This is a genomic window from Sorangium sp. So ce321 (genome assembly GCF_051530195.1).
In the GTDB taxonomy this organism is placed as follows: Bacteria; Myxococcota_A; Polyangia; order Polyangiales; family Polyangiaceae; genus Sorangium.
This window is the reverse complement of the sequence record NZ_CP150329.1, coordinates 9,464,342-9,488,899: the sequence shown is the minus strand read 5'-3', so window position 1 is coordinate 9,488,899 and position 24,558 is coordinate 9,464,342. Positions and strand designations below refer to the sequence as shown.

The following is a 24,558-nucleotide window of genomic DNA, read 5'->3' as shown; positions in this document are numbered from 1 at the left end:
GCCCGGTGTTCGAGATAACGAATCTGTAGGCGCGCGACAAAGGGGTCAAATAGAATCTGGCGCGATCTCTGGCCGGTCTCGCCGCGGACAGAGCGACTTCGCGCTCGCGCCGGGGCGGAGACGCGAGCGCCGGCGCGCACGGAGCCGTGTGTCTCGGCGAGAGCCGTTCGACCCGGCTCGCGAGCGGGCCTCGCTCGCGCCGCGCCGCCGCGGCGGAGGCCGTCACCGCCGGCAGGGCGCCGGCGCGGCGGAGATCGTGGGTTGGTGGTGGGCGAGAGCCGGCGCAGCGCGGCGAGCGCGTTTACGGCGTGACGCGGAGGATGCCCCAGAGCCCGTCCGAGACCTTGAAGCTCGGCTGGTCGAGGTAGAGCCGGTCGCCGGGGACGGCGAACTTCCCGCCTGCCCCGTAGAACGGAACGATATTGTGGTTCGTCATGGGGCCGATGGCATTCTCGATGGCGATGTTCAGCACTTTCGGGTTCTCCCCGATGCGCCGGGAGCGCTCCCCCGTGGCAAAGGGGTTGTGCGGCCACTCCGTGTTCCAGAGGCCGAAGGCGTGCTGGCGCCGGTGGCCGGAGGGTTGCACGAGGCGCACGCGCACCTTCTGGTTGGCGCCGGCGGTGAAGATCGGCGTCGCCGGGTCGCCGTGGACGCGGGAGCTGAAGATGTCGCTCAGGTCCCGCTCGTTGAGCTCCTCCAGCGCGATATCGGGCGCTATACCGAGCCGCGCCCAGAACGGCTCGGTGCGGTAGTTGAAGGCCTCATGCCCGGTGTCCTCCGCGTCGTCCTCGTTGTCGTAGTTTCGGATGGCCGTGCCGCAGTTGAGATCGGGGTCGAGGCACTGGAACTTCTGCTTGTCCGAGTGCATGCCGACCTCGTCCTGGTAGACGACGACGAACTCCCTGAACGAGCGCGTGTACCCGTACACGTCCGTGAACGTGACGTCCGCCTGCGCCTGGGTGCCCGGATCAGCGCGCCAGGTGGCGCCCTTGGGCTCGACGACGAGCGCGCCGACCGCGCCGTGCATGCCGTGGTTCACGACGTCGGCCATGTCCCTGAGGTTGATGGCGCCGTACTCGACGGCGCGGGGCTCGACGGGCCCCCACCTGCCGTCCTTCTGGGAGAACTCGCCGGCGTACCAGGTGTACTCGCGGGACTCGCCGGGCGCGACGGTCTGCGGCTCGTTGAGCCCGACGTTGGCGCCGTCGTCGGTCCTGACGTCGTAGGCGACGAGCTGGGGGTGGAGCGAGACGTGGTTCGACGGCCGCACCTGGTTCGTGTTGAACCCGTCGACGATCGGAGGGTTATAGTTCCAGTGCGGCGTCTTTGGCAGCTCGATGGGAAGGTCGTTGACGAGCGTGACCTGGATGCAGTCGCCCGCGGCGGCGCGGAGGATGAGCGGCTCCGGGGCGAGGCGCCCCGCGCGCAGGTCGTGCAGGTCGTCCGCGCGGACGAACAGGATGGCGTCGGGGTCGTAGAGATCGAACTTCTTGTTGTAGGTGAGGCGGTCGTACGGCAGGTTGCCCTTCGCGGTGATCGCGTGGACGGTGTACCGCGTCACGGGCGCGCTCGCCGGGCAGGTCGGGAAGCGCCGCATACCGCGCGGCACGCCGCCCGGCGACTCGGCCAACGGCAGCAAGGCCACGTCGGTCCGCGGCCGCACCCTCATGATGCCCCACATGCCGTCCCACAGGTCGTCGGTGGGCGCGCTCTGGTACATGTAGTCGCCGGGGCCGCTGTCACCCCGCGCGGAGACCGGCGGCGTGAGCCCGAACTCGAAGTGCTCGGAGATGCCGATCGGCTGACCGTTCGAGTAGCCGCTGTCCGGGTCGCCGATCTCGTTGAACCACCGCTGTCCGTTGACCGAGAAGACGTGCTGTTCCTCCTGCGCGCCCTGGAGCAGGCGCACCCGCACGTTGTCGCCCTCGTGCGCCGAGAGCAGGGGCGTGAACGGATCGCCGTGGACGGCGGAGCTGAACACGTTGTGCATCTCCCCCTCTTCGCCCGGCTTCTGCTCGACGCGGCCTGTCCTGCAATCGCGCCTGGCGATGCGCAGCGGGATCGGCTCGTTGCGATAATTGATGAGCCCTCCGCCGGGGTCGGCCGCGGAGATCGCCTCCGGCGCGAGCACGTCGCGGTGCTCGACCGCGAGCGGGAGCGGGGCCTCCTGCGTTGTCGGCGGGTTCACCGGCTCGCCGCACTCGTCGAAGAGGAGGGCGAAGTCGGCGAGCGCGAGGGCGAACTCGCGGAACGGCGGCTGCGCCGAGCCGCGCGGCGGGAGGATGTCGGCGCGGAAGCTCGTGGGCCCGCCGTCGGGGCGCGTGCCGAACTCGATCCCGGTGTCCGGGGCGCGCCAGGTCGATCCGGGCGGCTCGATGACGAGGCCTATGTAGAGGCCGTGCTGCTGGTGCGAGGAGGGGCTGAAATGGTCGTGTGAGAAGGCGGTGTTGAGGGTGCGATCCTCGTTCTGCTGGTTCACGATCGGATCGGCCCACCAGCGCTGCACCGTGGTCTGCTGGCCGACCATACCGTTGTGGATCCGCGGGTGTGGCTGCGCGGTCAGCACGACGCGGTCGCCGCGCTCCTTGGTCGAGCCGTCGGCTTCCAGGGCGCCGCCGAGCGCGTTGGCCGCCGCGATGAGCTGGACCACCTCAGCCGGCGCGAACGTGCCGTCCTCGTAGTTGAAGCCGTTCGCCGAGCCGTCCGAGGAGGTGACGTCGAACTTCACGAGGTGGATGTGCTGGCCGACGGTGTCCGTGGGCGTGAAGATCTGGAATGGATCCTCTTTCAGGAAGTCGGGGAGCAGGTTCGTCGCCTCGGAGACGACGCACTCGCCCGAGTTGGCGCGGATGAACAGCGGCTCCGGAGGCTTCTCGCCCGACAGGGTCGCCTTGATATCGTCCTCGAGGACCATGAGGCGCATCTGCGGGTCGTGCCAGCCGCGCCGGTTGACCACGCCGTCGATCTGGACGAAGGCGCTGCGGTACTTGCGCTCCGTTGTCCCCGGCGGGCATGGGTTCGCGTACGGCGCGCCCGGCGCCGGCGGCTGGCCGTTGACGGCGAACTGCGACGGCTCGCCCTCGGGCGTGAACGCGGGGTACGCCTGCGCGGGGAAGCCGTCCGGCGTCGCGATGGGCTCCGCTCCCGGGAAGAGGCCGGCGTGGAAATCCTGAGCCAACAGCTCGGCGGGGGTCCCCTCGTTCGGCAGCAGCTTGATGTTGGCCTTCTCGATCTCCACATCGAACCTGCCGCGCCTGCCGAGCTCCGCGCCGCCCGGCGGCACGCTGGTGATGAGGTGGCGCGGGAGCCCGCCGTCGACGGCGAGGTCGAGCGGCGGCTGAGGAGCCCTGTGGCCCTTCAGGGCAGCGATGTAGAACGGGTAGCCCGGCATCGGCGGTCGCGTCTCGGTCCCGCCGCCCGGGAGCTCGACGACGGTGGGCTCGTACGTCGGCATGGGCGCCGTCGCGATCTCCGGGATCGGCACGACGGCGGGCGTGGGCGTCCCGCGCTTGATCTCGCCGTCAGGGAGGAACCGGTCGCGCGTGCCGGCCTCGAAGACATCGTGGCTGCGGAAGAGCCCCCACATGCCCTGCGCGAAGTGGGGATACAGGTGGCAGTGGAAGATCGCGTCTCCGGGCGTCAGGACGCGGTTTCCGGCCTTGTTGACGTTGTAGGTGAAGGCCGCGCCCGGGCTGATGGATTGCGCGTCCAGGGTCGTGCCGTTCTCGTTGTTCGGCGCCCTCAGCCACTGGTGCGCGTGGAGGTGGAAGACGTGCGTCTCCTTCGGGCCTGCGTGGAGGTTCCTGAACCAGACGGGGTCGCCGAGGTACGCGTGGTGGACGTTCGAGGGGTCGTCGGGGAACAGCGCCTGAGTCGCGTTGCCGCGCCGGTCCCGCTCGACGATCATCGCCGGATCGCCGTTGGGCCACGAGCTGAGGAAGAACTCCTCGAATTTGCACTCGACGCACTCCTTGCTGGGGCCGAGCCTGGCCCGGTTGGCGAGGAGGATGGCGCCCAGGCCGGAGGAGCCGTAGTTGACGCCGAAGCCGTCGCGCACGCCGTGGAACGCCTCGTTCTCGTCCAGCTCGGGGAATGCCTGGACGGCCTTCAGCTCGTCGTGGAACAGCACCGTGAACTCGCGGAACCGGCCTTCCGCCACGCGCAACCGGCCGTCGAGCTGGCTCTGGTGGTAGCCGGCGATGATCGCGTTGAGGTCGCCGTGGACGATCTCGTCACGGTCGTTGATCATCTTGAGGAGCGGCTCGCCGTGCTCGTCGCGGGCGTCGTAGTCGATCCTGGGCGTCCCGTCGGGATTGCGATCGGGCAGCGAGGCGGCCTCGAGCTCCTCGGCCGTGACCTGCGAGCGGTACGCGACCGCGCCCGGGGGCTCGACGGTGACCGCGCCGAACAGCCCCTGGACGGTCTGTCCGCCGTCCCCCTCGCCGCCGCCGGCCAGCGCGCCGCCGCTCTGCATCAGGAACGGCCCCTCGCGGTCGGCGAAGAGCTCGTAGACGCGCGTCTCGCCGGGCTCGGCGAGGGAGTCGGGGCTCCGCCCGACGTTGCCGCCGAGCGCCTCGATGTTCTTGATCTGGAGCCCGGTGACGTGCACGGAGGCGCTCCGCGTCCTCGGGGAGTCATCAGGACGCCTGTCCGCGGGCCTGAGCAGGTTGGTGAACCTGATGCGCAGGGTGTCTCCGACGTTGACGCGCAGCACGAGCGGCCTCGGTCGCTTGCCGTCGCGCAGCCTGGCGTTGCCCGGGCCGAGCGGCTCGTGCGGCCGGATGGGCGCGACGTCCCGCGCGAGGGCGTAGATCATGCCCGCGGGGTTGAAGGACCCGAATCGGTTGTAGACGTAGACCTGATCGAGCGCGACGACGTCGGCGAACACGGTCCTGCCGCTCGCCGCATGTTCGTCCAGCGCCATCTCGGCAGACTCGCTGTCTCCTTCCTCGGGTGGTCCGTCGCCCTGGTCGGCGCACCCCGCGACTCCGAGCATCACCGCAGCCCAGCCGAGAGCTCCGAGCAGTCTCTTCCTAATCAAGGATTTCCTCCCCCTCGGCATGCCACACCCGCGCGCCTCCCGGACGTCCATCGCGTCCCGAGCGTCGCCACGGTATCGATCACGGCCGTCGCCGAGGACTGGCCGCGAGATCCGGATCGAACTCCGGGTGAGCGACTTTGTGGTGTAGCTAACTTGTCGTCAAATAGAATTGCTCGGCCCGATTCCGGCGCTGCTGCCCCGCGCGGACAACGAGATTTACAGGGAACGCGTCCTCGAGACGGCCAGGGCACGTCCGGGAGAGCCGAGAGCGCTGGAAAAGCGAGGAGCGATGGAGTGACGGCGGCGCTCGGGCCGCGGCGGTGGTCTCACGGCTGTCTCACGGCCGCGGCGAGAGGCGCTGGCAGGAGCTTCGCGGGGTGGACGCCCCGTGTGTGATGTGATGGCCCCGCCGCGCCGCGCCGCGCGCGGAGCCTCGCTGGTGGGGCTCTACCGCCCTTGTGGCTTGGACCAACGATCCACGGCGACCATCGCGGCGCCGAGACCGTCGATGTACGTCCCGTGCCGGAACGTTGCGCGCTTGAGCGCCGCGACGAGCGCGACCAGAAGCAGGCGCGCCTCGTCCCGCTCGCGCCGCAGGTCCTGGACCTCATCCCGCGACGGCCGGTTGACGACCGCAGCTTGCCCGGCGTCCTTCATGCCTGTCTGCTTTGCTCGTTCGGACATGGGTCTCATCCTCCCATACCAAAGTAGCGCTGCCTCGCCCGCGCCATCAACCACCTGATGAGGTATTTAATCGCTGTTCGTAGCCCCGCCCACGTCGGCCCCTGAGCGCGCGACGAGGGTGACGAGGCCGCGCGCGATCTCGCGGTGCAGCACGCGGAACCCGGCCGCTTCGAGCCTGCCGGAGACCCAGTCGGGAGAGAGCCGCAGCTTGCGATAGAAGCTCGCCGACAGCGTCCACCGGCCGTCCTCTCGGCCGCGCGTGTGGACGAGATCGTGGACCTTGACGGTCTCAGGTTCGTACTCGAGAAAACAGGTCATGATCACATCCGCGGAGTCGTGTACGGGGATGAAGCGGTCGACGCCTTCGAGCTCGCGGGTGAGGTCGCGAAACGTGAGCGCGAGCCGGCCGCCGGGGGCGAGCCTGCGAGCGCAGCTGGCGAACATCCGCTCCACGTCGGCCTTGCTGCCCAGATGAGGGAGCGTGTCCCCCATGCACACGGCGAGCTCGTAGACAGGCCCTGAGCGCTCCAGCGCCTCGAGGAGATCGCCTTGCACCGCCTCGATGGGGAGCTGCCCGCGACGCGCGGCGAGCTCGGCGAGGAGCTTGTCGGAGGTGTCCACCGCCGTCACCCGGAAGCCGAGCTGAGCCAGCGCGAGCGACTGGAAGCCGGAGCCACACCCGAGATCGATGGCCTCGGAGGGGCCCTCTGGGCGCAGGCCGAGGCGCTCGAGCAGCGCCCGCTGCTCGGCGACCTTGGCGTCGTGATCCCCGAACATGCGCGAGTAGTGCTCGGCGAGGAGCTTGTCGTAGTGATCGGCGACGGTGGGCATGGGCTCTATTCCTCCGCGGCCGTCCTACAGCCGCGGGGCGAGCGTACATGAGCGCATGGGGGCGCACCAGAATCGTCTGAGCTCGAAAATTTCTGTTCTGCTTTGACGGAGTCATGATATCTTGATTGGAACGCGACTTTTACTCCGACATCGAATCTCGCATCGGTGATGTTGGAAGGCATCGGGGATGATCCCGAGGCGATGTTGAGGAGGGAGAGGTCGCGCTGCTTTGCGCAGCTGGTTTCGTCGGACGGGTAAGAATGAGATGCGGCGAGCTTGGACCGAGCACGCCGGTCGCTCGCGCGGGCCTGACGCTCTTCGAGAGCGCGCCCCGCGCGAAGCGCGCTGACAGACCCGTCGGAAATCCAGTCAGGCGAGCCGGAGAGCCCGGGCGAGCGGTCAAGCCGGGTGACCAGGCAGCCAGAACAGCGGGCAAGCCAGAACCACAGGCGAGCCAGAACACCAGGTGAGCTCGGGCGAGCCGCGCCGCGCTCCTGCGCGCGCCGCTCTGCCAGCGCCGGCTCTCCTCGCGACATCGCGACACCGCGAGTCCGCGGGCGGCGCCCACAGCACCGGTGAAGGTGGCGACACGCGGCAGCGGAGCGGGGCGGAGCGGGGCCGGGCGGAGCGGGGCCGGGCAACGCGGTCGACCAACACCGGCTCCGGTGGGGGTGGTGATCGCGGTGACGGCTGAGCTGTCGAAGCTGTCGAGCGGACGGAGCGCGATGATGAACCCGCCGCGCCCGCCGCGCCCGCTGCGCAAAAAGCGGCAATCGTCGTCGCGATGCGAAATGAGTTGCGGAGACTGCCAGTCTGGTGCATGGTGAAAAGTTTTGTAACCGGAGTGTCTGCGGCCCTGCTGGGTGATCGCGGGCCGTGGAATCACATCGGATCGAAGGAGCGGAGTGCATGAAGACGGTCGGCAATTGGCTCTCCAGGTGCTCGCGAACGTTCGTCGCCGCAGGCGCGGCCGCGCTCCTCTCCTCCATGCCGAGCGCCGCCTCGGCAGAGAGCCCGGAGGCGCCGCAGCCGGCCGCGCTCGTGAGCGCCCCGGCCGCGGCCGTGGTCGCGGAGAGCGCGCCCACGGCAGAGCCCGCTTCTACCCCCGGTGCGGGGGAGTGGGACAGCTACTCCGTGGAAGTCTACGGTATGCTCGTCTCCCGCGCGGGGAAGGTGGCGACGCTGCTGCCGCTGGTCGCCACGACCGCGACGCCGGTCGCCGCGGGCACCAAGGCGGTGCTCTTCCGCAGGCTCGGGGACTCCAAGAGCGCGAGTCCCGCGAGGTGGGTCGAGATCGCCAAGGTGACGATGAAGAAGATCGAGTCGACCGGCAACATGCAGCTCACCATCGACTCGGAGCAACAGGCGCCGGCCGGCGAGAAGGGCAAGGCGCCGGGCCACTTCGTGAAGGGCGCGCGGCTCAAGCTCGCGATCCAGTGACCCCGACATCCCAGTGACCCCGACATCGCCTCTTCGCCGGGCGCGCCGAGGTCGCTCGCCGCGCCGCGCCGCGCCGCGCCGCGGGGGGCGCCGGCGGGCCGCCGCGCAGCGTCGCAGGGGCGGGGGTCGGAGCGCCGGCGGCCTGGCGCCGGCGGCTTCCTGTAGAGCGCCGGCGGCGTGCTTGTAGAGCGCCGCCGGCTCGCAGGCGCCCCCGCGGCGCGGCGTGGGTGAGGCCACCCTCCGGGATCTCGCCGGGACCGCACGACATTTTGAAACGCCGCGCCTCATCGTTGATAGAGTCGGCTTGCGGAGACGAGCGACGACGATGAACGCCCTTCGATCCTGGCTCTCGCAACTGAATCGCCCCGAGGTGACGGAGTTCGCCGTGGCCACGGGGCGCATGCCCAGCGTCAAGGTCTCGGGCGCCTTCCAGGCCGTCGATCCCGGCGCCCTCACCACCGAGGACATCCTCATGCTCCTCAGCGCGCTCGGTGGCGGCCGGTTCATCGAGGCCCTCGGCGCGAAGCCGTCGCAGTGGCACATCCGCATCGAGGGCATCGGCGCCATCTCCGTCGTCGCCGCGCGCCAGGGCGATCTCGTGCACGCCCGCATGACGCGGATGCAGCCGTCGTCCGCCGCGTCCGGGGCCGCAGCGGCCGCGCCCGAGGCCGCGGCCGGCGCGCCGCCCGCCCGCCCCTCGCAGCAGTTCTCCATGCGCGAGCACCTCGCTTCCGAGGAGGTGCAGCGCCCGGCGCCGCGCGACGCCGACGTGAAGCGCACGCTCTCCGCCGAGCTCGCGCTCGACCTCCGCGGCGGCCCGCCGCCGCCCGCCGAGCCACGCGCGAGCCGCGCCTCGACCCCGCGCTTCGACCCGCGGCTCGACGAGGCGCCCGCCGCCGAGCGCGCCGCGCCGGCCGCCCGCGCGCCCGCGCCGCCGCCCCAGGAGCCCCGCGCCGCCGCGCGGGCGGCCACGGCGGGCGGCCGCGCGCGGCCCTCGTCCACCAACATCGCGGCGGACGCCCTCGACGGGCTGCTCGCCATGGCGCGCGACCAGGGTGCCAGCGACCTCCACCTCGTGGCCGGCCGCCCGCCCCTCCTCCGGGTCGCGGGCGAGCTCGTGCCGCAGGGCGAGCCGCTCGACCCGGCGTCGGTGGAGTCGCTCCTGCTCCCGCGCGTGCCCGCGCGCCTCGCGCCGGTCCTCTCGGCCGAGGGCTCCTGCGACTTCGCGATGGAGCTCGGCGCGCTCGGCCGCTTCCGGGTGAACATCGCGCGCCACCGCCAGGGCTACAAGGGCTGCTTCCGCCTGATCGCGCGCAGCATCCCGACCCTCGCGTCGCTCGGCCTGCCCGACGCCATCGGGCTCGCCACCCGCCACCACCAGGGCCTCATCGTGCTCACCGGGCCGACGGGCCACGGCAAGACGACGACGATGACCGCGATCATCGACATCCTCAACCGCGAGACGAGCCATCACATCATCACGGTCGAGGATCCCGTCGAGTTCGTCCACGCGCGCGGCAAGGCGATGATCAGCCAACGCGAGGTCGGCACCCACACCCGCTCCTTCGAGAACGCCTTGAAGGCGTCGCTGCGCGAGGACCCTGACGTCATCGTCGTCGGCGAGCTCAGGGACACGGCGACGGTCCGGATGGCGCTCGCGGCGAGCGAGACTGGCCACCTCGTCCTCGGCACGATGAACACCCCGAGCGCGGCGAAGACCATCGATCGGCTGATAGACCTCTTCCCCCCCGGCGATCAGCAGCAGGTCCGCGTCACGCTGGCGGGCGGGCTCCGGCTCATCGTCAGCCAGCGGCTCCTGCCGAGCGCCGACGGCAGGCGCATGGTCGCCGCGGCCGAGGTCCTGCCCGGCTCGGTCGCGCTCTGGAACCTCATCCGCGACTCCAAGACGTTCCAGATCCCGAGCCTCCAGCAGCGGGGGAAGGGCCTCGGGATCATCCGCCTCGACGACTCGCTGGCCGAGCTCGTCCGCGCCGGCAAGACGACGCTGGAGGCGGCGCTCGTGGTCGCGGAGGCCCCTGACGAGCTCGAGGCCGTCCTCGCCGGCAAGCGGCAGCCCGCGCTGACGCCGGACAGGAGGCCGCCCTCCCCCCCGCCGGACGCGTCGAAGGGCGCCGCCCCCGAGGCGGGCAAGGGCCTCTTCGAGCGCGCGGGCGCGCTCTTCGGGAAGAAGGGAGGCTAGCGTGCCCCGGATCGATCGCCTCTTCGACGAGCTCCTGTCCAGGAAGGGCAGCGACCTGCACCTCGGCATCGGCTATCCGCCGCTCGTCCGCGCCCGCGGCGAGCTCGTGGCCCTGCGCGACACGCCCCTCGACGCGGCCGAGATGGAGGCGCTCCTCTTCGAGATCACGACCCCCGAGGAGACGCGGCGCATCGTCGAGGAGCTCGACCTGGATTTCGCCTACTCCTACGCGGACAAGGCGCGCTTCCGCGCCAACTACTTTTACAAGACCACCGGCCTCGCGGCGGTCTTCCGCACCATCCCGAGCAAGATCCTCTCCCTCGACGATCTCGGCTGCCCCGAGATCATCCGCCGGCTGTCCGATCGGTCGAGCGGGCTCATCTTGATCACGGGCCCGACCGGCTCCGGCAAGTCCACGACGCTCGCGGCGATGATCGACCATATCAACCGCTCGCGCGCCTGCCATGTCCTCACGATCGAGGATCCGGTCGAGTTCGTGCACGGCCCGATCAAGGCGCAGATCACGCACCGCGAGGTCGGCCCTGACGCGGGGAGCTTCGCGAGCGCGATCCGCAGCGCCGGGCGGGAGGACGCGGACGTGATCCTGATCGGCGAGCTCCGGACCAACGAGACGATGAAGCTCGCCTTGCAGCTCGCGAGCTTCGGCGTCCTCGTGTTCGGCACGGTCCACACGAACAGCGCCGCCGCGACGATCGACCGCATCATCAACGCGTTCCCCGCCGACGAGCAGCTCCAGGTCCGCGGCATGCTCGCCGAGAGCCTCGCCGCGATCATCGCCCAGCAGCTCCTCCGCACGAAGGACGGCACCGGCCGCGTCGCCGCGCACGAGATCCTCGTCGGGTCGAGCGCGCTCTCCTCGATGATCCGCGAGGGCAAGACGTTCCAGATCACGAACCTGATGCAGGCAGGCCGCTCCGCCGGCATGCAGACGATGGACATGGCGCTGGAGCGGCTCGTCAGGAAAGAGACCATCTCCGTGCAGGCGGCCCTCGAGAAGGCGATCGACAAGGACAGCTTCCAGAAGCTCTTCCTGGATCCCCAGGCGCTCTCTTGATGCAGAGAGGAGAGCGCGACCGCCAGGAGCGCCCGTGACGCCGAGAAACAAAGAGTGAGAGATCCTCCCGGAGCCTCATTCGCTCTTTCTCTCCTGGTGTCGTTGGTGTCCTTGGCGCGTCCTTGGCGCGTTCCTGGCGGTTGAGCTCCGTCTCTCTCCTGGTGTCCCCGGGAGTCGATCTATGCCCCTCTGGCTCGACGCCTCGTCGCGGAGCGCCTTCCCGGGCAGCTCACGAGGCGCCGCCGCGGGGCAGATCCACGGTGAAGCGCGCGCCCTCCCCCGGCGCGCTCGACACCTGGATCGTCCCGCCGTGCGCCCTCACGATCTCGTGCGCGATGTAGAGCCCCAGCCCGAGCCCGCCGTACGACCGCGACGAGACCGCCCGCTCGAACCGCATGAAGATGCGCTCCAGGTCCTCCGGCGCGATGCCGACCCCCTGATCGCGCACGACGATCCGCACCGTGTCGCCGCGAGCGGCCACGCTCACCTCGATCGGCCGGCCCTTGCCGAACTTGATCGCGTTGTTGAGCAGGCTCCTCAGGACCTGCGCGACGCGGAGCCGGTCGACGCGGCAGCGCACCGGGCGCCCCGCGTCGAGCTCGAGCCGGCACCCCGCCCGCGACAGCGGCTCGCCGAGCTCGTCCGCGACCCCGCGGATCAGCGCGGCGAGGTCGACCTCGTCGAGCTCGAGCTCGAGCCCGCTGCGGGCGACCTGGGCGACCTCGAGCAGGCTGTCGATGAGCGTCGCCAGCCGCTCGACCTGCACCAGGCTCCCCGCGACGATGCGCTCCAGCGACCGGTCCGCGACCTCGCTCGCGACCTTCTTCCGCAGCTGACCGAGCTTCAGCTTGAGCGGCGTGAGCGGCGTGCGCAGCTCGTGCGAGGCGACGGAGAGGAACTCCTCGCGCAGCTGGATGGCCCGCTGCGCCTCGCGGTAGAGCCGCGCGTTGTCGAGCGCCAGCGCGGCCCGCCGCGCGAGCTCCTCCACGAGCGCGGCGTCGGCCAGGGCGTAGGGCGGCGTCGCGGCGGTCCGCACCAGCGAGAGCACGCCGAGGCAGCGGCCCCGCGTCACGAGCGGCGCGTTCAGGTACGCCGCGGGCGCGAGCTCGAGGAGCGCCTCGGGCCGCGCCGCGCCCGCGGCCCAGCGCTTCATCCGGACGTCGTCCACGCGGCAGAGCTCGGCGCGCTCCGCGCCGAGGACGCGGTGGGGCTCGCCAGGCGCGCCCTCCGGCGAGGCCAGCGCCCGCAGCCGGCCGGCCTTCTCCGTGGAGTCCGCCGCCACCGCCGCCACCGCGAGCGCGCCCGACTCGTCGAGCACATACAGCGTGGCGCCCTCCGCCAGCTCGGGCACCGCGACCTCGGCGATCGCCTCCAGCGTCGCCTCGTACCCGGGATCGGCCACGAGCCTCCTGCTCGCCCCCGCCAGGAAGCGCTCGGCCACCGCGGCGCGCTTGCGCTCGGTGATGTCCGTGGAGATGCCGCAGACCGCGTAGACGGCGCCCGCGGCGTCGCGCAGCGTGAACTTCAGCGACAGGTAGGTGTGCGGCCCGTCCTCGTGGGGGACCACCTCCTCCACGTCGAGCGGCCTGTCCATCTCGATCACCGCGCGATCGTGCGCGACGAACACGTCCGCGGCCTCCGGCGGGAAGATGTCGCGATCCCGCTTGCCCACGGCCTCCGCCCTCGGCAGCCCGAGCAGCTGCTCGAACCGCCGGTTGACCAGGATCAGGCGGCCCTCGAGGTCCTTCACGTAGATGAGCGCCGGCGAGTTGTCGACGATGGCCTGGAGCTGCTCCTGGCTCTTCTGGAGCGCCGCGTAGAGCGACGCGTTCTCGAGCGAGATGGCGGCCTGCGACGAGATCAGCTCGAGCACCGCGAGCGTGTCCTCGGAGAACGCGCCGCGCACCAGCGCGTTCTCCAGGTAGAGGATCGCGTCGTACCCGGGGCGCCGCGCGATGGGCATGCACAGGACCGACCGCGGCCTGGCCAGCGCGACGTACGCGTCCGCCGAGAACCGCGTCGTCGCCGCGTCGTCGAGGATGACCGGATCGCCCGTCCGGTGGACGTAGTGGACGATCGACAGCGGCAGCGCGGCGGCGGACGCGGGCGCGCGCGGCTCGTCGACGCCCGCGAGCGCCTCCGCGAACGGCTTTCCCCCCTCGATCCTCGCCCGCGCCCGGATCGACACGGCGCCGCCGGCGACCTCCAGGAGGTAGCCCTTCTGCGCGCCCGCGTGCGTGAGGACGACCCGGAGCAGCGCCTCCTCGAGCCGGGGCATCAGGATCTCGCCGGAGATGCTCTGCGACGCCTTCACCACGGCGAGCCGGTCGAGCTCCTCGGCCGGCATGGTGACCGTGCTCGTCGCGGCGAGCGGGCGCGCCTCGAGGTGCGGAAAGCGCCGGTCGAGCTGCTTCACCTTGCCGTCGGCGCCCCAGCGGGCGTAGCAGGAGCGGGCCGCGCGGAGGTAGGTGTCGGCGATCAGGTCGAAGCCGCGGTCGCGGTAGAACGCGGCGGCGAGCTCCAGGCTCAGCGCCTCGCTCTGGACGAAGCCGTTCGCGCGCGCGGCCCTGATCGCCTGCTCGTAGAGCCGCATGGCCGCGAGCTCGTCGCCCTCGACGCGCGCGATCTCGGCCGACACGAGCGCGTGCCGGTCCTCCTGGTTCGCGGGCTCGACCTCCGCCCAGCGGCGGAGATCCGCCTCGTGCGCCCGCAGGGCGGCGAGGAGCTCTCTCCCCTGCTCCTCGGGGAGATCGCGTGTGCCGCGCTGGTCGCGGGCGTGGCACGCGAGCGCGAGCGCCGCGACGTAGGCGTGATCGGCGACCTGGATCTGGCCTGTCACCGCGCCGAGCAGCTCGCCCGCCGCGCGCGCCGCGGCCACGGCCTCGCCGTGGCGGCCGAACAGGAGCGCCGCCTCCGCCCGGTAGAGGTGCTCGTAGAAGCGCGTGAACGGCGCCGTCGCCCCGGGCGGCGGCCCCTCGGCGTCCTCGGCTCCCTCGCGCTCCCAGCGCGCGTCGCGCCCGCGCAGGCGCTGCACGAACCGGTGCAGGACGGCGATCGCGTCGTGAATGGCCTCGTACCGGGCCCGGCGCGTGAAGTCCATCCGCCGCTCGGCCTCGGCGGCCACGTCCGCCAGGGGATCGCCCGACGCGAGGCGCAGCGCCACGATGTGAAAGCAGCAGTAGGACGCGTAGATCAGCGTGCCTGTCTCCACCGCCTCGTCGAAGGCCCGGTGGAACAGGCCGACGACGTCCCGCAGGGGGCGGATCCACGGGTCGATGAAGGTGCTGATCATGTGGAGGATCTGCGGCCGGTTCCCGGTCGGGCCGCCGGCCTCGAGCAGCGCCGACGCGAGCTCCCCGAACCGGTAGCTCTCCCGGTAGAGCCCGAGGACGCGGCCGATGGTCCCGCCGAAGGCGACATACCCGGGCGGCGAGGTGTCCGCGTTCCCCGCGCGGAGGCTGAGCCGGACCATGTGGCACGCGATGACGCCGTAGAGGTCCGGATCCGCATAATAGGCCGCCGGCAGCGCCGTCGACAGGACGGTCATCACGGCCAGCGTGTCCGGATCGACCATGCGCGGCAGGCTGACGAGCGCCTCGATGCGCCGCTCGCGCACCTCGCCCCAGACCTCGCGCGCCGCGCGCTCCACCGCGTCGCGCGCGGGGTGGAGCGGGATGTCGAGATCGAAGCGGCGCGCGCAGGCGAGGGCGCTCCGCGCCGCGCGCTCGAAATCGGCCCGGGTCGTGTGGAGCTCGATCTCGATGCGGTGCACCTCCGCGAGCTCGAGCCGGGTCCGGGCGCGCTCGAGCAGCGCGCCGACGAGCCGCTCGGCGAGGGCGAAGTCGCCGTTCAGGGAGGCGCAGCGCGCGCTCTCGCCATGGAGCTCGAGCGCGAGCGCGTGCTCCTTCTCCCAGGCGTCGTCCGCGAGCTGCGCGAGGCCCGCCGCGAGGTAGCCGGCCGCGGCCGCGTAGGCCGAGGAGGCCCTGGCCCGCCGGCCCGCCAGCAGGTTGATCCTGGCGAGCCGGTCCTTCTCGCGCGGATCCGTCACCAGGGCGGCGCCCAGGTCGAGGTGGCCGGCGATCTCGAAGACGCGCGCATCGGCGGCGTCGGGCGGCGTGTGGGGCGCGTGGGGCGCGTGGGCGTAGAGCAGCCGGCCGATGCGGAGGTGCACCGCCGCCCGCTCCTCCTCCGGGATGAGCGCGTACGCCGCCTGCTGGACGCGGTCGTGGAGGAACCGGTACGTGTCGCCGGACCTGAGGAGCAGCCCCTCGCGCACGAGCTCCCAGTGGTCCTCGTGGATCGCGTCCTCCGGCCGGTCGCGGACGACGGCGAGGGTCCTCACGTCGACGGTGTTCCCCACGCAGGCGGCGAGCGTGAGCGCCCGCTGGGCGGCCCGGGAGAGGCGCTTGATCTTCGCGATCACGAGATCGACGACGTTGTCGGCGAACGCCTTGTCGCGGATCGCGTCGAGCTCCCACCGGACGGCGCCGGCGCGCAGATCCACCTCGAGCAGGCCCTCCTTGTGGAGCATGGTCAAGAACTGCGTGGCGAAGAGCGGGTTGCCGGCGGTCTTGTCGTGGACGAGGCGCGCGAGCGGGGCGACCTCCTCGCGGCTCGCCCGGACCGCGTCGGCGACGAGCCGCTGCATGTCCTCGGCCGAGAGCGGGGGGAGCTCGATCTCGTGGAGCGGCGCGCCGGCGGCCCGCGCGCGCTCGAGCATGCGCGAGAGCGGGTGGGACGGGCCCACCTCGTTGTCGCGGTACGCGCCGATGGTGAGCAGGTGCCGCGCCTCGGGGTGGGTGACGATCTGCTCGAGCAGCGCGAGGACCTCCGGGTCTGCCCACTGGAGGTCGTCGAGGAAGAGGCAGAGGGGGTGCTCCTCGCTGCAGAAGACGCCGAGGAGCTGGCGGAACACCGTCGCGAACCGGCGCTGCGCCTCGCCGAGCGGCAGGTCGGAGACGGGCGGCTGCTCGCCGAGGATGAGCTTCACCTCGGGGAGGACGTCGATGATGAGCTGCGCGTTCTTGCCGAGGGCCGCGGAGAGCCGCCTCCGCCACTCCGCGACGACGGGCTCGCTCCCGCCGAGGACGCCGAGCACGAGCTGGCGGAGCGCCTGGACGAGCGTCGCGTGGGGGGCGTGCCGGTGCTGCTGGTCGAACTTGCCCGCCGCGAACAGGCCTCGATCGCGGACGACCGTCCGGTGGAGCTCCTCCACGAGCGAGGTCTTGCCGACCCCGGCGTAGCCGGCGATGAAGACGAGCTCGGGGTCTCCGCGCTGCGCCACGCGCTCGAACGCGGCGGCGAGGGCGCCGGCCTCGCGCTCGCGGCCATAGAGCTTCTTCGGGATCTGGAAGCGGCCGGAGATGTCGCGCTCTCCGAGCGGAAACGGGGCGATGTGCCCGCCGGCCGTCAGCTGCTCGAGGCATCGCTCGAGGTCGAGGGTGAGGCCGCGCGCGCTCTGGTACCGGTCCTCGGCGGCCTTGGCCAGGAGCTTCATGACGAGCTCGGACACCGGCGGCGGGAGCCCCGGGACGAGCTCCGAGGGCGGCCGCGGGAACACGGCGGCGTGGCAGTGCACCCACTCCAGCGCGTCGTCGGCCGAGAAGGGCAGGAGCCCCGTGAGCATCTCGTAGAGCGTGACGCCCAGCGAGTAGAGGTCGGTGCGCTGATCGACCGCCTGGTCGACGCGCCCTGTCTGCTCGGGCGAGATGTAGCCGAGGGTCCCCTCGATGAGGCCCGGGCTCCGCCCGCCGCGCTCCTCTTCCGGCTCCGGGAGCACGGAGGCGAGCTCGAAATTCGCGATCTTCACCTCGCCCGACCCGGTATCGACGAGGATGTTTTGCGGCTTGATGTCCCTGTGGACAACCCCGTTCGCGTGGATGTCCGCGAGCGCGGCCGAGATGCGGACAGCCATCGTCAGACACTGCGGGAGCTCCATCGGCGCGCCCAGCAGCCGATCGAGCGGGCGTCCGCTGAAGTCTTCGAGGACGAGCGCGGGCCGGTCCCTGTGCGCGGTGAGCTCACGGGGCCTCACCGCGAACCGGCCGCCGAGCCTCCGCCCGATCTCGAGCTCGTGGCGCAAGCGCGCGACGTCCCGCGGGGCGGCCGGCTCGGCCCGAGGCACCTTGAGCACGACCGGACAGCCGTCCTCGTTCCGGACGCCGCGATGGATGACGAACGTGGTCCCCTCGCGGAGGACCTCCGTCAGCGTGTAGCGATCGGACGCGGGCATGTAGCTCAACGCGAGGCGGCCCGGGGACTGGCGGCGAGCCCGCGCCGGGCGTGCTGCCCAGTCCGCTGGAGCCCGGCGGAGCGCGCGTCCCGGCGCTCCGGAGACCGGCATCGCGCAGAGAGCAACCGGGCGCGCTCCGCGCTGGTTCGGTGGTCGTGCCGCACCGTCCGCAGTGTGCTGGCCGGTGCAGGGGTGGTCAAGCGAGGGCCGGCGTATCGGCGCCTGAGCGCGCGGCGCTTCCGCCTGGCGCGGCTCGTCCCGACGAGCGTATCCTTGCCGAACTGAACCAATGCAGCCGCCCACACAGGACAGCGACCCGTTCGATCTCGACGCCTACCTGGCGCGCATCGGCTACCGCGGGGTGCTCGCGCCCACGCGGGAGGTGCTCGACGCGCTCCACACCGCGCACGTCTACTCCATCCCTTTCGAGAACCTGGACATCCTGCTCGGCCGCCCGATCCGCATCGACCTGGCCAGCTTGCAGGCGAAGCTCGTCAGGGCGCGCCGCGGCGGCTATTGCTTCGAGCAAAACACCCTGTTCGTCGCGGCGCTGCGCCGGATCGGGTTCAAGGTCACGACGCTCATCGCGCGGGTACGGTTCCAGCGGAGCGACATCGGGCCGCAGACTCATATGCTGTCCCTGGTCGAGCTGCCTGAAGGGCCGTTCCTCGCGGACGTCGGCTTCGGCGGTCCGGGCCTCACGCTGCCCATCCGGCTCGTCGAGGGGGAGAGCCAGCCGCAGCCGCACGACGTCGTCGGCCTGCGCCGCGAGGGCTCCTTGTGGGTGCTCGAGTCCAGGGCGCGCGAGCCGTCGCAGGATCTCTACGCGTTCACGCTCGAGGAGAGCTACCCTGTCGATTACGAGGTGGCGAACCATTACACGTCCACCCACCCCAGCTCGCTGTTCGTGAGCAACGTGCTCGCGTCGCGCGCCTCGCCGGAGGCTCGTCTGACGCTGCGCAACCGCCAGCTGGGTGTGCTCCGAGGCGGCCAGCTCGAGCGCACCGAGCTCGGCGACGACGAGCTCCTCGACGTCTTGAGGAGCCGCTTCGGCCTGGATCTCCCGGCCGGAGCGCGGCTCTCCTGCGCCGGCCTCCGCGGGGACACGCGGGATCAGAGCGCCGCCGAGCCGGCGGCGCCCTCTTCGGACACGCGGTGGTGAGGAGCGGAGTCGGGGGCGCTACTCCCGGCGGACGCGGGCGCGCATGTGCTCGGTGCCCGCGAGGCGCGCGAAGAACTCGAGCAGGCCGATCTGCCCGCTCATGAGGCCCTGCTGGACCTCATCGATGGCGCACTCGGCCCCGAGCGCCCCGCCGTAGGTATCTGTCTCTCTATCGTGGTGGAATTTTGCACTCCGCCGCGTCGCGACGCGCGACGCACGGCGGGAGGGCGGGTGTCGGGCGCTCGTGGCGAGCCGGGGCAGGGCCCCGGGGGGAGGGCGGGTGTCGGGCGCTCGCGGCCCGGGAGGGCAGGGTGGGTATCGCCCCGGCGCGGGCGGCGGGCGGCGCCGACTCTGCCGCTCCGCCGCCGCCCGCGCCGGGCCTCGGTCGGATCAGTGGACGCGACCGATACCGCGGCGGATGAACGCCGAGCGGCTCCCGGACGGCGCAGCGGCCCTCGCCGCGGGCGCGCCCGCCGCGAAGGTCGGGACAGGCTCGCAGACGAGCGACGCCAGGTCCTGATTGCGGCGCCCCAGATCGTTCAGGGTCCGCACCTCGCCGGTCACCGGATCAGGGATGTTGATCCCGGTCATGAAGCCGGACAGCGACGCCTCGCTCCCGAGCGTCCGCGGGTTCACGTGCAGGAACCCCGTCCCGGTCTCCGCCGCGCCGTGGCACCCGTTGCAGGTGTTGAGCGAGAACTTGTGCCGCGCCTCGTTGTTGAGGATGCCCGGAGCGGTCCACGCCGTCAGGTTGTTGAACGACGAGCCGCCGAGGAACGGAGCCCCCTGGAACGTGTCGGGCACCGTGAACTGCTCCGCGACGATGGCCGCCTCGTTCTGGTTCACGAAGTCCGCGAGCGTGGGTGTCCCGTCGAAGCCGAGGTCCGGCGTCAGCTTGACGGTCTCCGGGCGCAGGAAGCCCGTGTCCGGCGAGAGGACGAACTCGCGCAGCTCCCACGGGCCCGCCAGCGCGATCTCGTTCGTGCGGAGCTGCCCGAGCGAGCTCCCGTTCGGCCTGCCCGGCGCGGCGTTCCGGCCCACGAACCGCGTGGTGATCTCCTGGAGCGCGGCGTTGTACTCCTCGGAAGGGAACGGCAGGCTGCCGAGGGCGTGCCACGCGTTCGCCCACTCGAGCACGTCGGCCTCGGTCGACGCGGGGAGCTTGTATTCGAGGATCACGGTGAACTGCTGCGCGAAGCCCTGGCTGACGACGCCGAACACGAACCGGCCCTCGCCGGCGTGGCCCTCGGCCAGGTTGCGCACGTCGATCCGGTTGACGATGCCGAGCAGCAGCAGGGGCGCCCGCTGGAGGTCGAGCGACCCGTCAGCGTTCCTCGGCCACTCGTCGAGCACGACCTGCTGGATGGCCGGGCGCGCCGGCACCGTGAAGCCGTTCACCTCCTGATCGGTCAGCCAGGTGCTGAAGAGCTGCTCGACCATCGCCGGCGCGTCGGCCGGCGTGGGCGCCATGTCCTCCATCAGGCGCGCGAACGTCCACGCGCCGCTCCGCGGGTCGCCGGCCGGCCCATCGAACGTCGTGCGCACGGGATCCTCGACCACGCTGAGGTGCTTCACGAAGATCTCGCGGCCCGTCCGGACGAAGCAGCCCGTCGGCTCGAGCAGCTCGTAGTTGAGGTTCCCTGACGCGACGACGAACTCGGGCGAGCTGAAGTTGAACACCGAGAACGGGATCTCGTGAACTCCGGGCTCCGCGTCCTGGGAGCCGGTCACGGTGACCGGGAACGTCACCGTGCTCCCGGGCTCGACGCCGGGGAAGAACGAGGGGTCCGCAAGGACGCTGATCCCCGCCGGGCCGGAGGAGTCGAAGAAGTAATCCCCGGGGCCGCACGCGCCGACATCGTTGTTGGTGACCGCGACCTGGTACGTCACCGGCGTGTTCGGGGCGACGGGGCCGCTGCTCGCCGGCGTGACGGTGACCGTCTCGGGATGGTTGATGCAGGAGAGCTGGGCTATCTCGGTGCCGGTCGTCGGGCTGTTCGAGATCCAGACCTCGTCGAGCAGGCCGATGAAGCGCTGCCGCTGCGGGTTGTTGCCGATGTGGATCGGCGCGTTGATGTCGCGGATCGTGCCCGCCGCGCTGATCTGGCCGACCTGCTCGCCGTTCAGGAAGAGCCGAACGAACCTGCCGTCGTAGGTGCCCGCGACGTGCGTCCAGACGTTGGCCGCGATCGCGGCGCGCGACGTGATCGTGCGCCCGGTGTCCAGGGTCACGCTGAACCGCGCCTCGTCGTTCCGGACGACGAGGGCGAAGCTCGCGTCCCCGGTGTCTCGCTCCTGCGCGATGGTCCGCACCGTCGACCCCGACACCGAGGTGGGGTTGACCCACGCGGCGACCGCGAGGTTCTTCCCGAACGTGAAGCGGGGGTCGTCGTCGACCGTGACGGTGTCGTTCTTGTGATCGAAGGAGATGCCGAGGCCGCTGACGCCCTGCGCGCAGGCCGCTCCGGCCGAGCGGGTGGCCGTCACGCCATTGCCGGACGAGTCGAGCAGCTCGGTCGTCGAGCCGCCGCAATCGTCGAACTGCCAGAAGCCGACCGCCGGCGGGCCTACCGGGGTCGGCTCGACCGGGCCGCCGCCGGTGCCGCCGCCGACGCCGACGGCGGTCCCGGTCCCGCTGCTGCTGCCCGTGGCGACGCCGCCGGCGCCCCCGGTGCCGGGGTCGCTGCCGCCGACGCCGACCGATACGCTGACGGCGATCCCGGAGCCGACCGGCGCGTCGGCCTCGCCGAGCGCCAGTTCTGCATCATCGAATGAGCCTTCCTCGACGCCATAGCTTCCGCATGCGGCGGCGCCCAGGGCGAAGAGGGCGAGGACCGCAGCCGAGCTGGTTTTGATTGAAAGAGAGTGGGCGAAGCCGAAGGAGACGTTACGCATCTGCGTTCTCGTTGGGTAAGAGTTAACTGCACGAGCGCCGTCCGGCTGCAGCGCGATCTGCAGCCGGTGACGCGAGCAGGCGTCGGTCTGACCCGACCGGGCTGTCCGGGCTTGGGCGCTTGTACGAATCACCTTCTTGGCAACTCGTATGCCCGAGTCCTTGGTAGCGATTTCCCCCTGCCGCGTCGGTGCCGGTGGCACCTGGCCATGTCGTGGGAGCCCGACACTGGCACACGTGGCACACCTTATTACGCCATCGGTGCGCGCCTGGCTTCATACAAGCACGCTTCCAGCACTCCAGGGCTCCGTGAGCGCCACGAGGCGCGGCGCAGGCGACAGCGCTCCTCGGCGCCGCTCCCGGACGCTGCCCGGCGCTCGCCCTTCGTCCCGAACGCCGCGGCGCTATCGACTGACGCGCCGTGAGCAAGGCGCCTCGCGCCCGTATTGCGCCGCGAGGTCATCGCCCGTGCGGACACCGCGCCATGGCGGCGCCTCTCCATGGCGGCCTGTCGACGGCGCCGCGGCTTCTCCGCGTCACCCGCCGCGCCCGGGCCTCTCTATATAAGGAGGAGACGAGGACGGGCGCATGCCGTCCTGCTCCGTGGGGGCCGGCTCGGGGCGCTGGAGCTGCGGCGGCGCGGCCGCGATGCGGGCCCCGCGTTCGGGACGAAGCTCCGTGAAGCGTCCGTGAGGGGTAGCGCGCCGCGAGCGCCCCACGCGCCCCACGACCGCGCCGCGGCCACACCGCCGGTGCGGCGCCGGCGGCAAGATTCTGGCGCGCGGTTCTGGAGCGGTGCTCCCGAGGACTCTGATAGAGGTGTCAGCTGGAGAAGCTCACCCGATCTGGAGGTGGGCCCGACTCGACACCTCCGGTGCTCGGCGGGCTTCCACGCGCTCACGCGCCCACGCGCCGCGCGGCTGGCCGCGCGGCTGAAGGCGTGGAGCCGCGCGCCGGTCGGGGTCCGTCTCCTGTACGGGAGAGCTGCGCTCAGGTGCTCCAGCGCGGGCCTTGCGGCGTGTCCTCGAGCACCACCCCTGCCTCGGCGAGCAGGTTGCGGATGGCGTCGGCCTTGGCGAAGTCCTTTGCCTTGCGCGCTGCCTGGCGCATCGCGATCAGCCGATCGACGGCGGCGTCGCCCCCGCGCCCCGCCGCGCCCTCGGCCGGGGCGAACGCGTAGTCGGCCACGAGCGCCGGATAGAGCGCCGGCTCGACGACCTCCACCCCGAACACGGCGAGGTGCCGCGCGACGGCGCGGTAGACCGCGAGCAGCGAGGAGCGGTCGTCGCACTGCTCGATCCCCGCCGAGTAGAGCGCGCTCACGTAATCGAAGAACGCGGCCACGGCGTTCGGCGTGTTCAGGTCGTCGTCCATGGCCTCGATGAAGCGCGTGATGAAGCGCTCGGTGTGCTCGTGGAACTGCCCGTGGACGTACTGGTGGCGCATCCTCGGGACCCGCTCCTCCTCGGGCCGCTGGGACGCGTACGCGCCCGGGGCGAGGGGCTCTTCCTTCGCGCCGCGCAGCTTCTCGGCGAGGACGGACACGAGCTTCTTGATGCGCGCGTAGCCCTGGGCGGCCTGCTGGACCAGCTCCCAGCTGAAGGGGAGCTTGCACCGGTAGTGCTGCGTCACATAGAACCAGCGCGCCTCGTCGTGCCCGTGCCTGGAGAGGAGCTCCTCGATGGAGATGACGTTGCCGAGGCTCTTCGACATCTTCACCTCCTTGAGATCGAGGTGCTCGGGGTGCAGCCAGTAGCGCACCCAGGGCCGCCCGCAGAGCGGCTCGCTCTGCGCGATCTCGTTCTCGTGGTGCGGGAACATGTTGTCGATCCCGCCCCCGTGGACGTCGAAGTGGTCGCCGAGCAGCGCGGTGCTCATCGCCGAGCACTCGATGTGCCAGCCGGGGCGCCCCGTCGGCCAGGCGTCCTCCCCGGTGCGCCACGACGGCTGGCTCGCGTCGGTGGGCTTCCAGAGGCTGAAGTCCGCCGGGTGCCGCTTGCGCGCGAAGTCCTCCTCGACGCGGCCGCTCGCCCCGACCTCCTGCTCGTCGACCTTGCGCCCCGAGAGCTCACCGTACGACGCGCAGGTGCTGACCTCGTAGAAGACCTCGCCGTTCACCGTGTACGCATGACCCTTGTCGATCAGGCGCTTTATCATGTCGACCTGCTCGTCGACGAAGTCGGTCGCGCGCGTATAGACGGCGTAGTCCTTGATGTGGAGCTTGCGGCAGTCGCGCCGGAACGCCCCGATGTTCCGCTCGGCGACGTCGACGGCGCCCTCGCGCTCGTTCGCGCGCTGCATGATCCGGTCGTCGATGTCCGTGTAGTTGATGATGCTCAGCACATGATATCCGCGGTACTCGAGGTACCGGCGGAAGACGTCCCAGAAACAATAGGTACGCGCATGACCGATATGCATCGGAGCGTAGACCGTGAGACCGCATGTGTAGATGCGCACGATCTTCGGCTGGGCGGAGACGAATGGCTCCTTCTTCCTCGTGAGCGTATTATGGACCTTGAGCGGCATCGGCCACCTGCGTGAATGTGCGGGCTTTCCTTGGGACCGCGTACGCTACCCTGGCCCCGCCGTCGGGTCAACGCGGAACATTTCGCTGTTTCCCGAGGTATTTCGGGGATTTCCCGTGGCTTCCCCGTGCTTCCCGGTCGGGACGGCGCTCGCGGCGGCGGCGCGCTCGCGCTGCACCTGTTCTGTCTACCGGCTTCCCGGCCTCGCGGCCTCGCGGCTTCCCGGGCCTCCCGGCGACTGGCCCGCGCGGCGGCCGCCGCGATCGCGGCCAGTCCGCGGCTCGGCGCGCCGGACGACGGGCTGTTCGACGCCGTTCGATGCATGGCTCGAGTACGGTGCAGCGCCGGTGAAGGCCAACGTCGCTGCGCGCCGGGAAACCCTGGATGGCGACCCTGCGCTGTGAACGCTCCGCACCGGGGCGCCGGGACCGACAGCCGTCCTCGCGTCGCCGCGAGCGCCGTGGACGCTTGCGGC

At 71.4% G+C, this 24,558-nt stretch carries 11 protein-coding genes; 5 read left to right on the top strand and 6 right to left on the bottom strand.

Annotation, left to right across the window (positions count from 1 at the left end; all coding sequences use genetic code 11):
• Nucleotides 1-301 precede the first annotated feature (301 nt).
• From WME89_RS34965 to WME89_RS34955, 3 genes are all read right to left on the bottom strand, one after another.
• On the bottom strand, nt 302-5,041 hold the full coding sequence (locus WME89_RS34965) for a multicopper oxidase domain-containing protein (protein ID WP_438003976.1): 4,740 nt from the start codon (nt 5,039-5,041) through the stop codon (nt 302-304).
• Nucleotides 5,042-5,488: 447 nt separating this feature from the next.
• The gene (locus tag WME89_RS34960; protein WP_437303171.1) at nt 5,489-5,725 is read right to left on the bottom strand and encodes a hypothetical protein; all 237 of its coding nucleotides are present in this window, start codon (nt 5,723-5,725) and stop codon (nt 5,489-5,491) included.
• A 66-nt stretch (nt 5,726-5,791) separates the two neighbouring features.
• Nucleotides 5,792-6,556, bottom strand: coding sequence for a class I SAM-dependent methyltransferase (locus WME89_RS34955; RefSeq protein ID WP_438003975.1), 765 nt, complete (start codon nt 6,554-6,556; stop codon nt 5,792-5,794).
• Between the two features lie 909 nt (nt 6,557-7,465).
• Here WME89_RS34955 and WME89_RS34950 point away from each other — a divergent pair.
• From WME89_RS34950 to WME89_RS34940, 3 genes are all read left to right on the top strand, one after another.
• Nucleotides 7,466-7,996 carry a hypothetical protein gene (locus WME89_RS34950; protein ID WP_438003974.1) on the top strand — a complete coding sequence of 177 codons (531 nt, stop codon included), beginning with the start codon at nt 7,466-7,468 and terminating at the stop codon, nt 7,994-7,996.
• A 325-nt stretch (nt 7,997-8,321) separates the two neighbouring features.
• Nucleotides 8,322-10,196 (top strand): type IV pilus twitching motility protein PilT, encoded by a 1,875-nt coding sequence (locus tag WME89_RS34945; protein ID WP_438003973.1) that lies wholly within the window; start codon nt 8,322-8,324, stop codon nt 10,194-10,196.
• Nucleotide 10,197: 1 nt separating this feature from the next.
• Entirely contained in the window at nt 10,198-11,271 is a 1,074-nt protein-coding gene (locus WME89_RS34940) for a type IV pilus twitching motility protein PilT (RefSeq protein ID WP_437661020.1), read from the top strand.
• Between the two features lie 229 nt (nt 11,272-11,500).
• Here the strand turns inward: WME89_RS34940 and WME89_RS34935 are convergent, their stop codons facing one another.
• The gene (locus WME89_RS34935) at nt 11,501-17,503 is read right to left on the bottom strand and encodes an AAA family ATPase (RefSeq protein ID WP_438003972.1); all 6,003 of its coding nucleotides are present in this window, start codon (nt 17,501-17,503) and stop codon (nt 11,501-11,503) included.
• 289 nt (nt 17,504-17,792) lie between these two features.
• On the opposite strand from WME89_RS34935, the gene WME89_RS34930 reads away from it, so the two are divergent.
• Nucleotides 17,793-18,665 (top strand): arylamine N-acetyltransferase family protein, encoded by an 873-nt coding sequence (locus tag WME89_RS34930; RefSeq protein WP_438003971.1) that lies wholly within the window; start codon nt 17,793-17,795, stop codon nt 18,663-18,665.
• A 390-nt stretch (nt 18,666-19,055) separates the two neighbouring features.
• Here WME89_RS34930 and WME89_RS34925 read toward each other — a convergent pair whose 3' ends face one another.
• Nucleotides 19,056-21,560 carry a LamG-like jellyroll fold domain-containing protein gene (locus WME89_RS34925; RefSeq protein ID WP_438003970.1) on the bottom strand — a complete coding sequence of 835 codons (2,505 nt, stop codon included), beginning with the start codon at nt 21,558-21,560 and terminating at the stop codon, nt 19,056-19,058.
• A 988-nt stretch (nt 21,561-22,548) separates the two neighbouring features.
• Nucleotides 22,549-24,084, bottom strand: a complete 1,536-nt coding sequence (gene cysS / locus WME89_RS34920) for a cysteine--tRNA ligase (RefSeq protein WP_437618920.1) — start codon at nt 24,082-24,084, stop codon at nt 22,549-22,551.
• Between cysS and WME89_RS34915 the strand changes: the two genes are divergently transcribed.
• A complete protein-coding gene (locus WME89_RS34915) occupies nt 24,008-24,487 on the top strand; it encodes a hypothetical protein (protein WP_438012092.1) in 480 nt (159 codons plus the stop codon). The genes cysS and WME89_RS34915 overlap by 77 nt on opposite strands.
• The last annotated feature ends 71 nt before the right edge of the window (nt 24,488-24,558 follow it).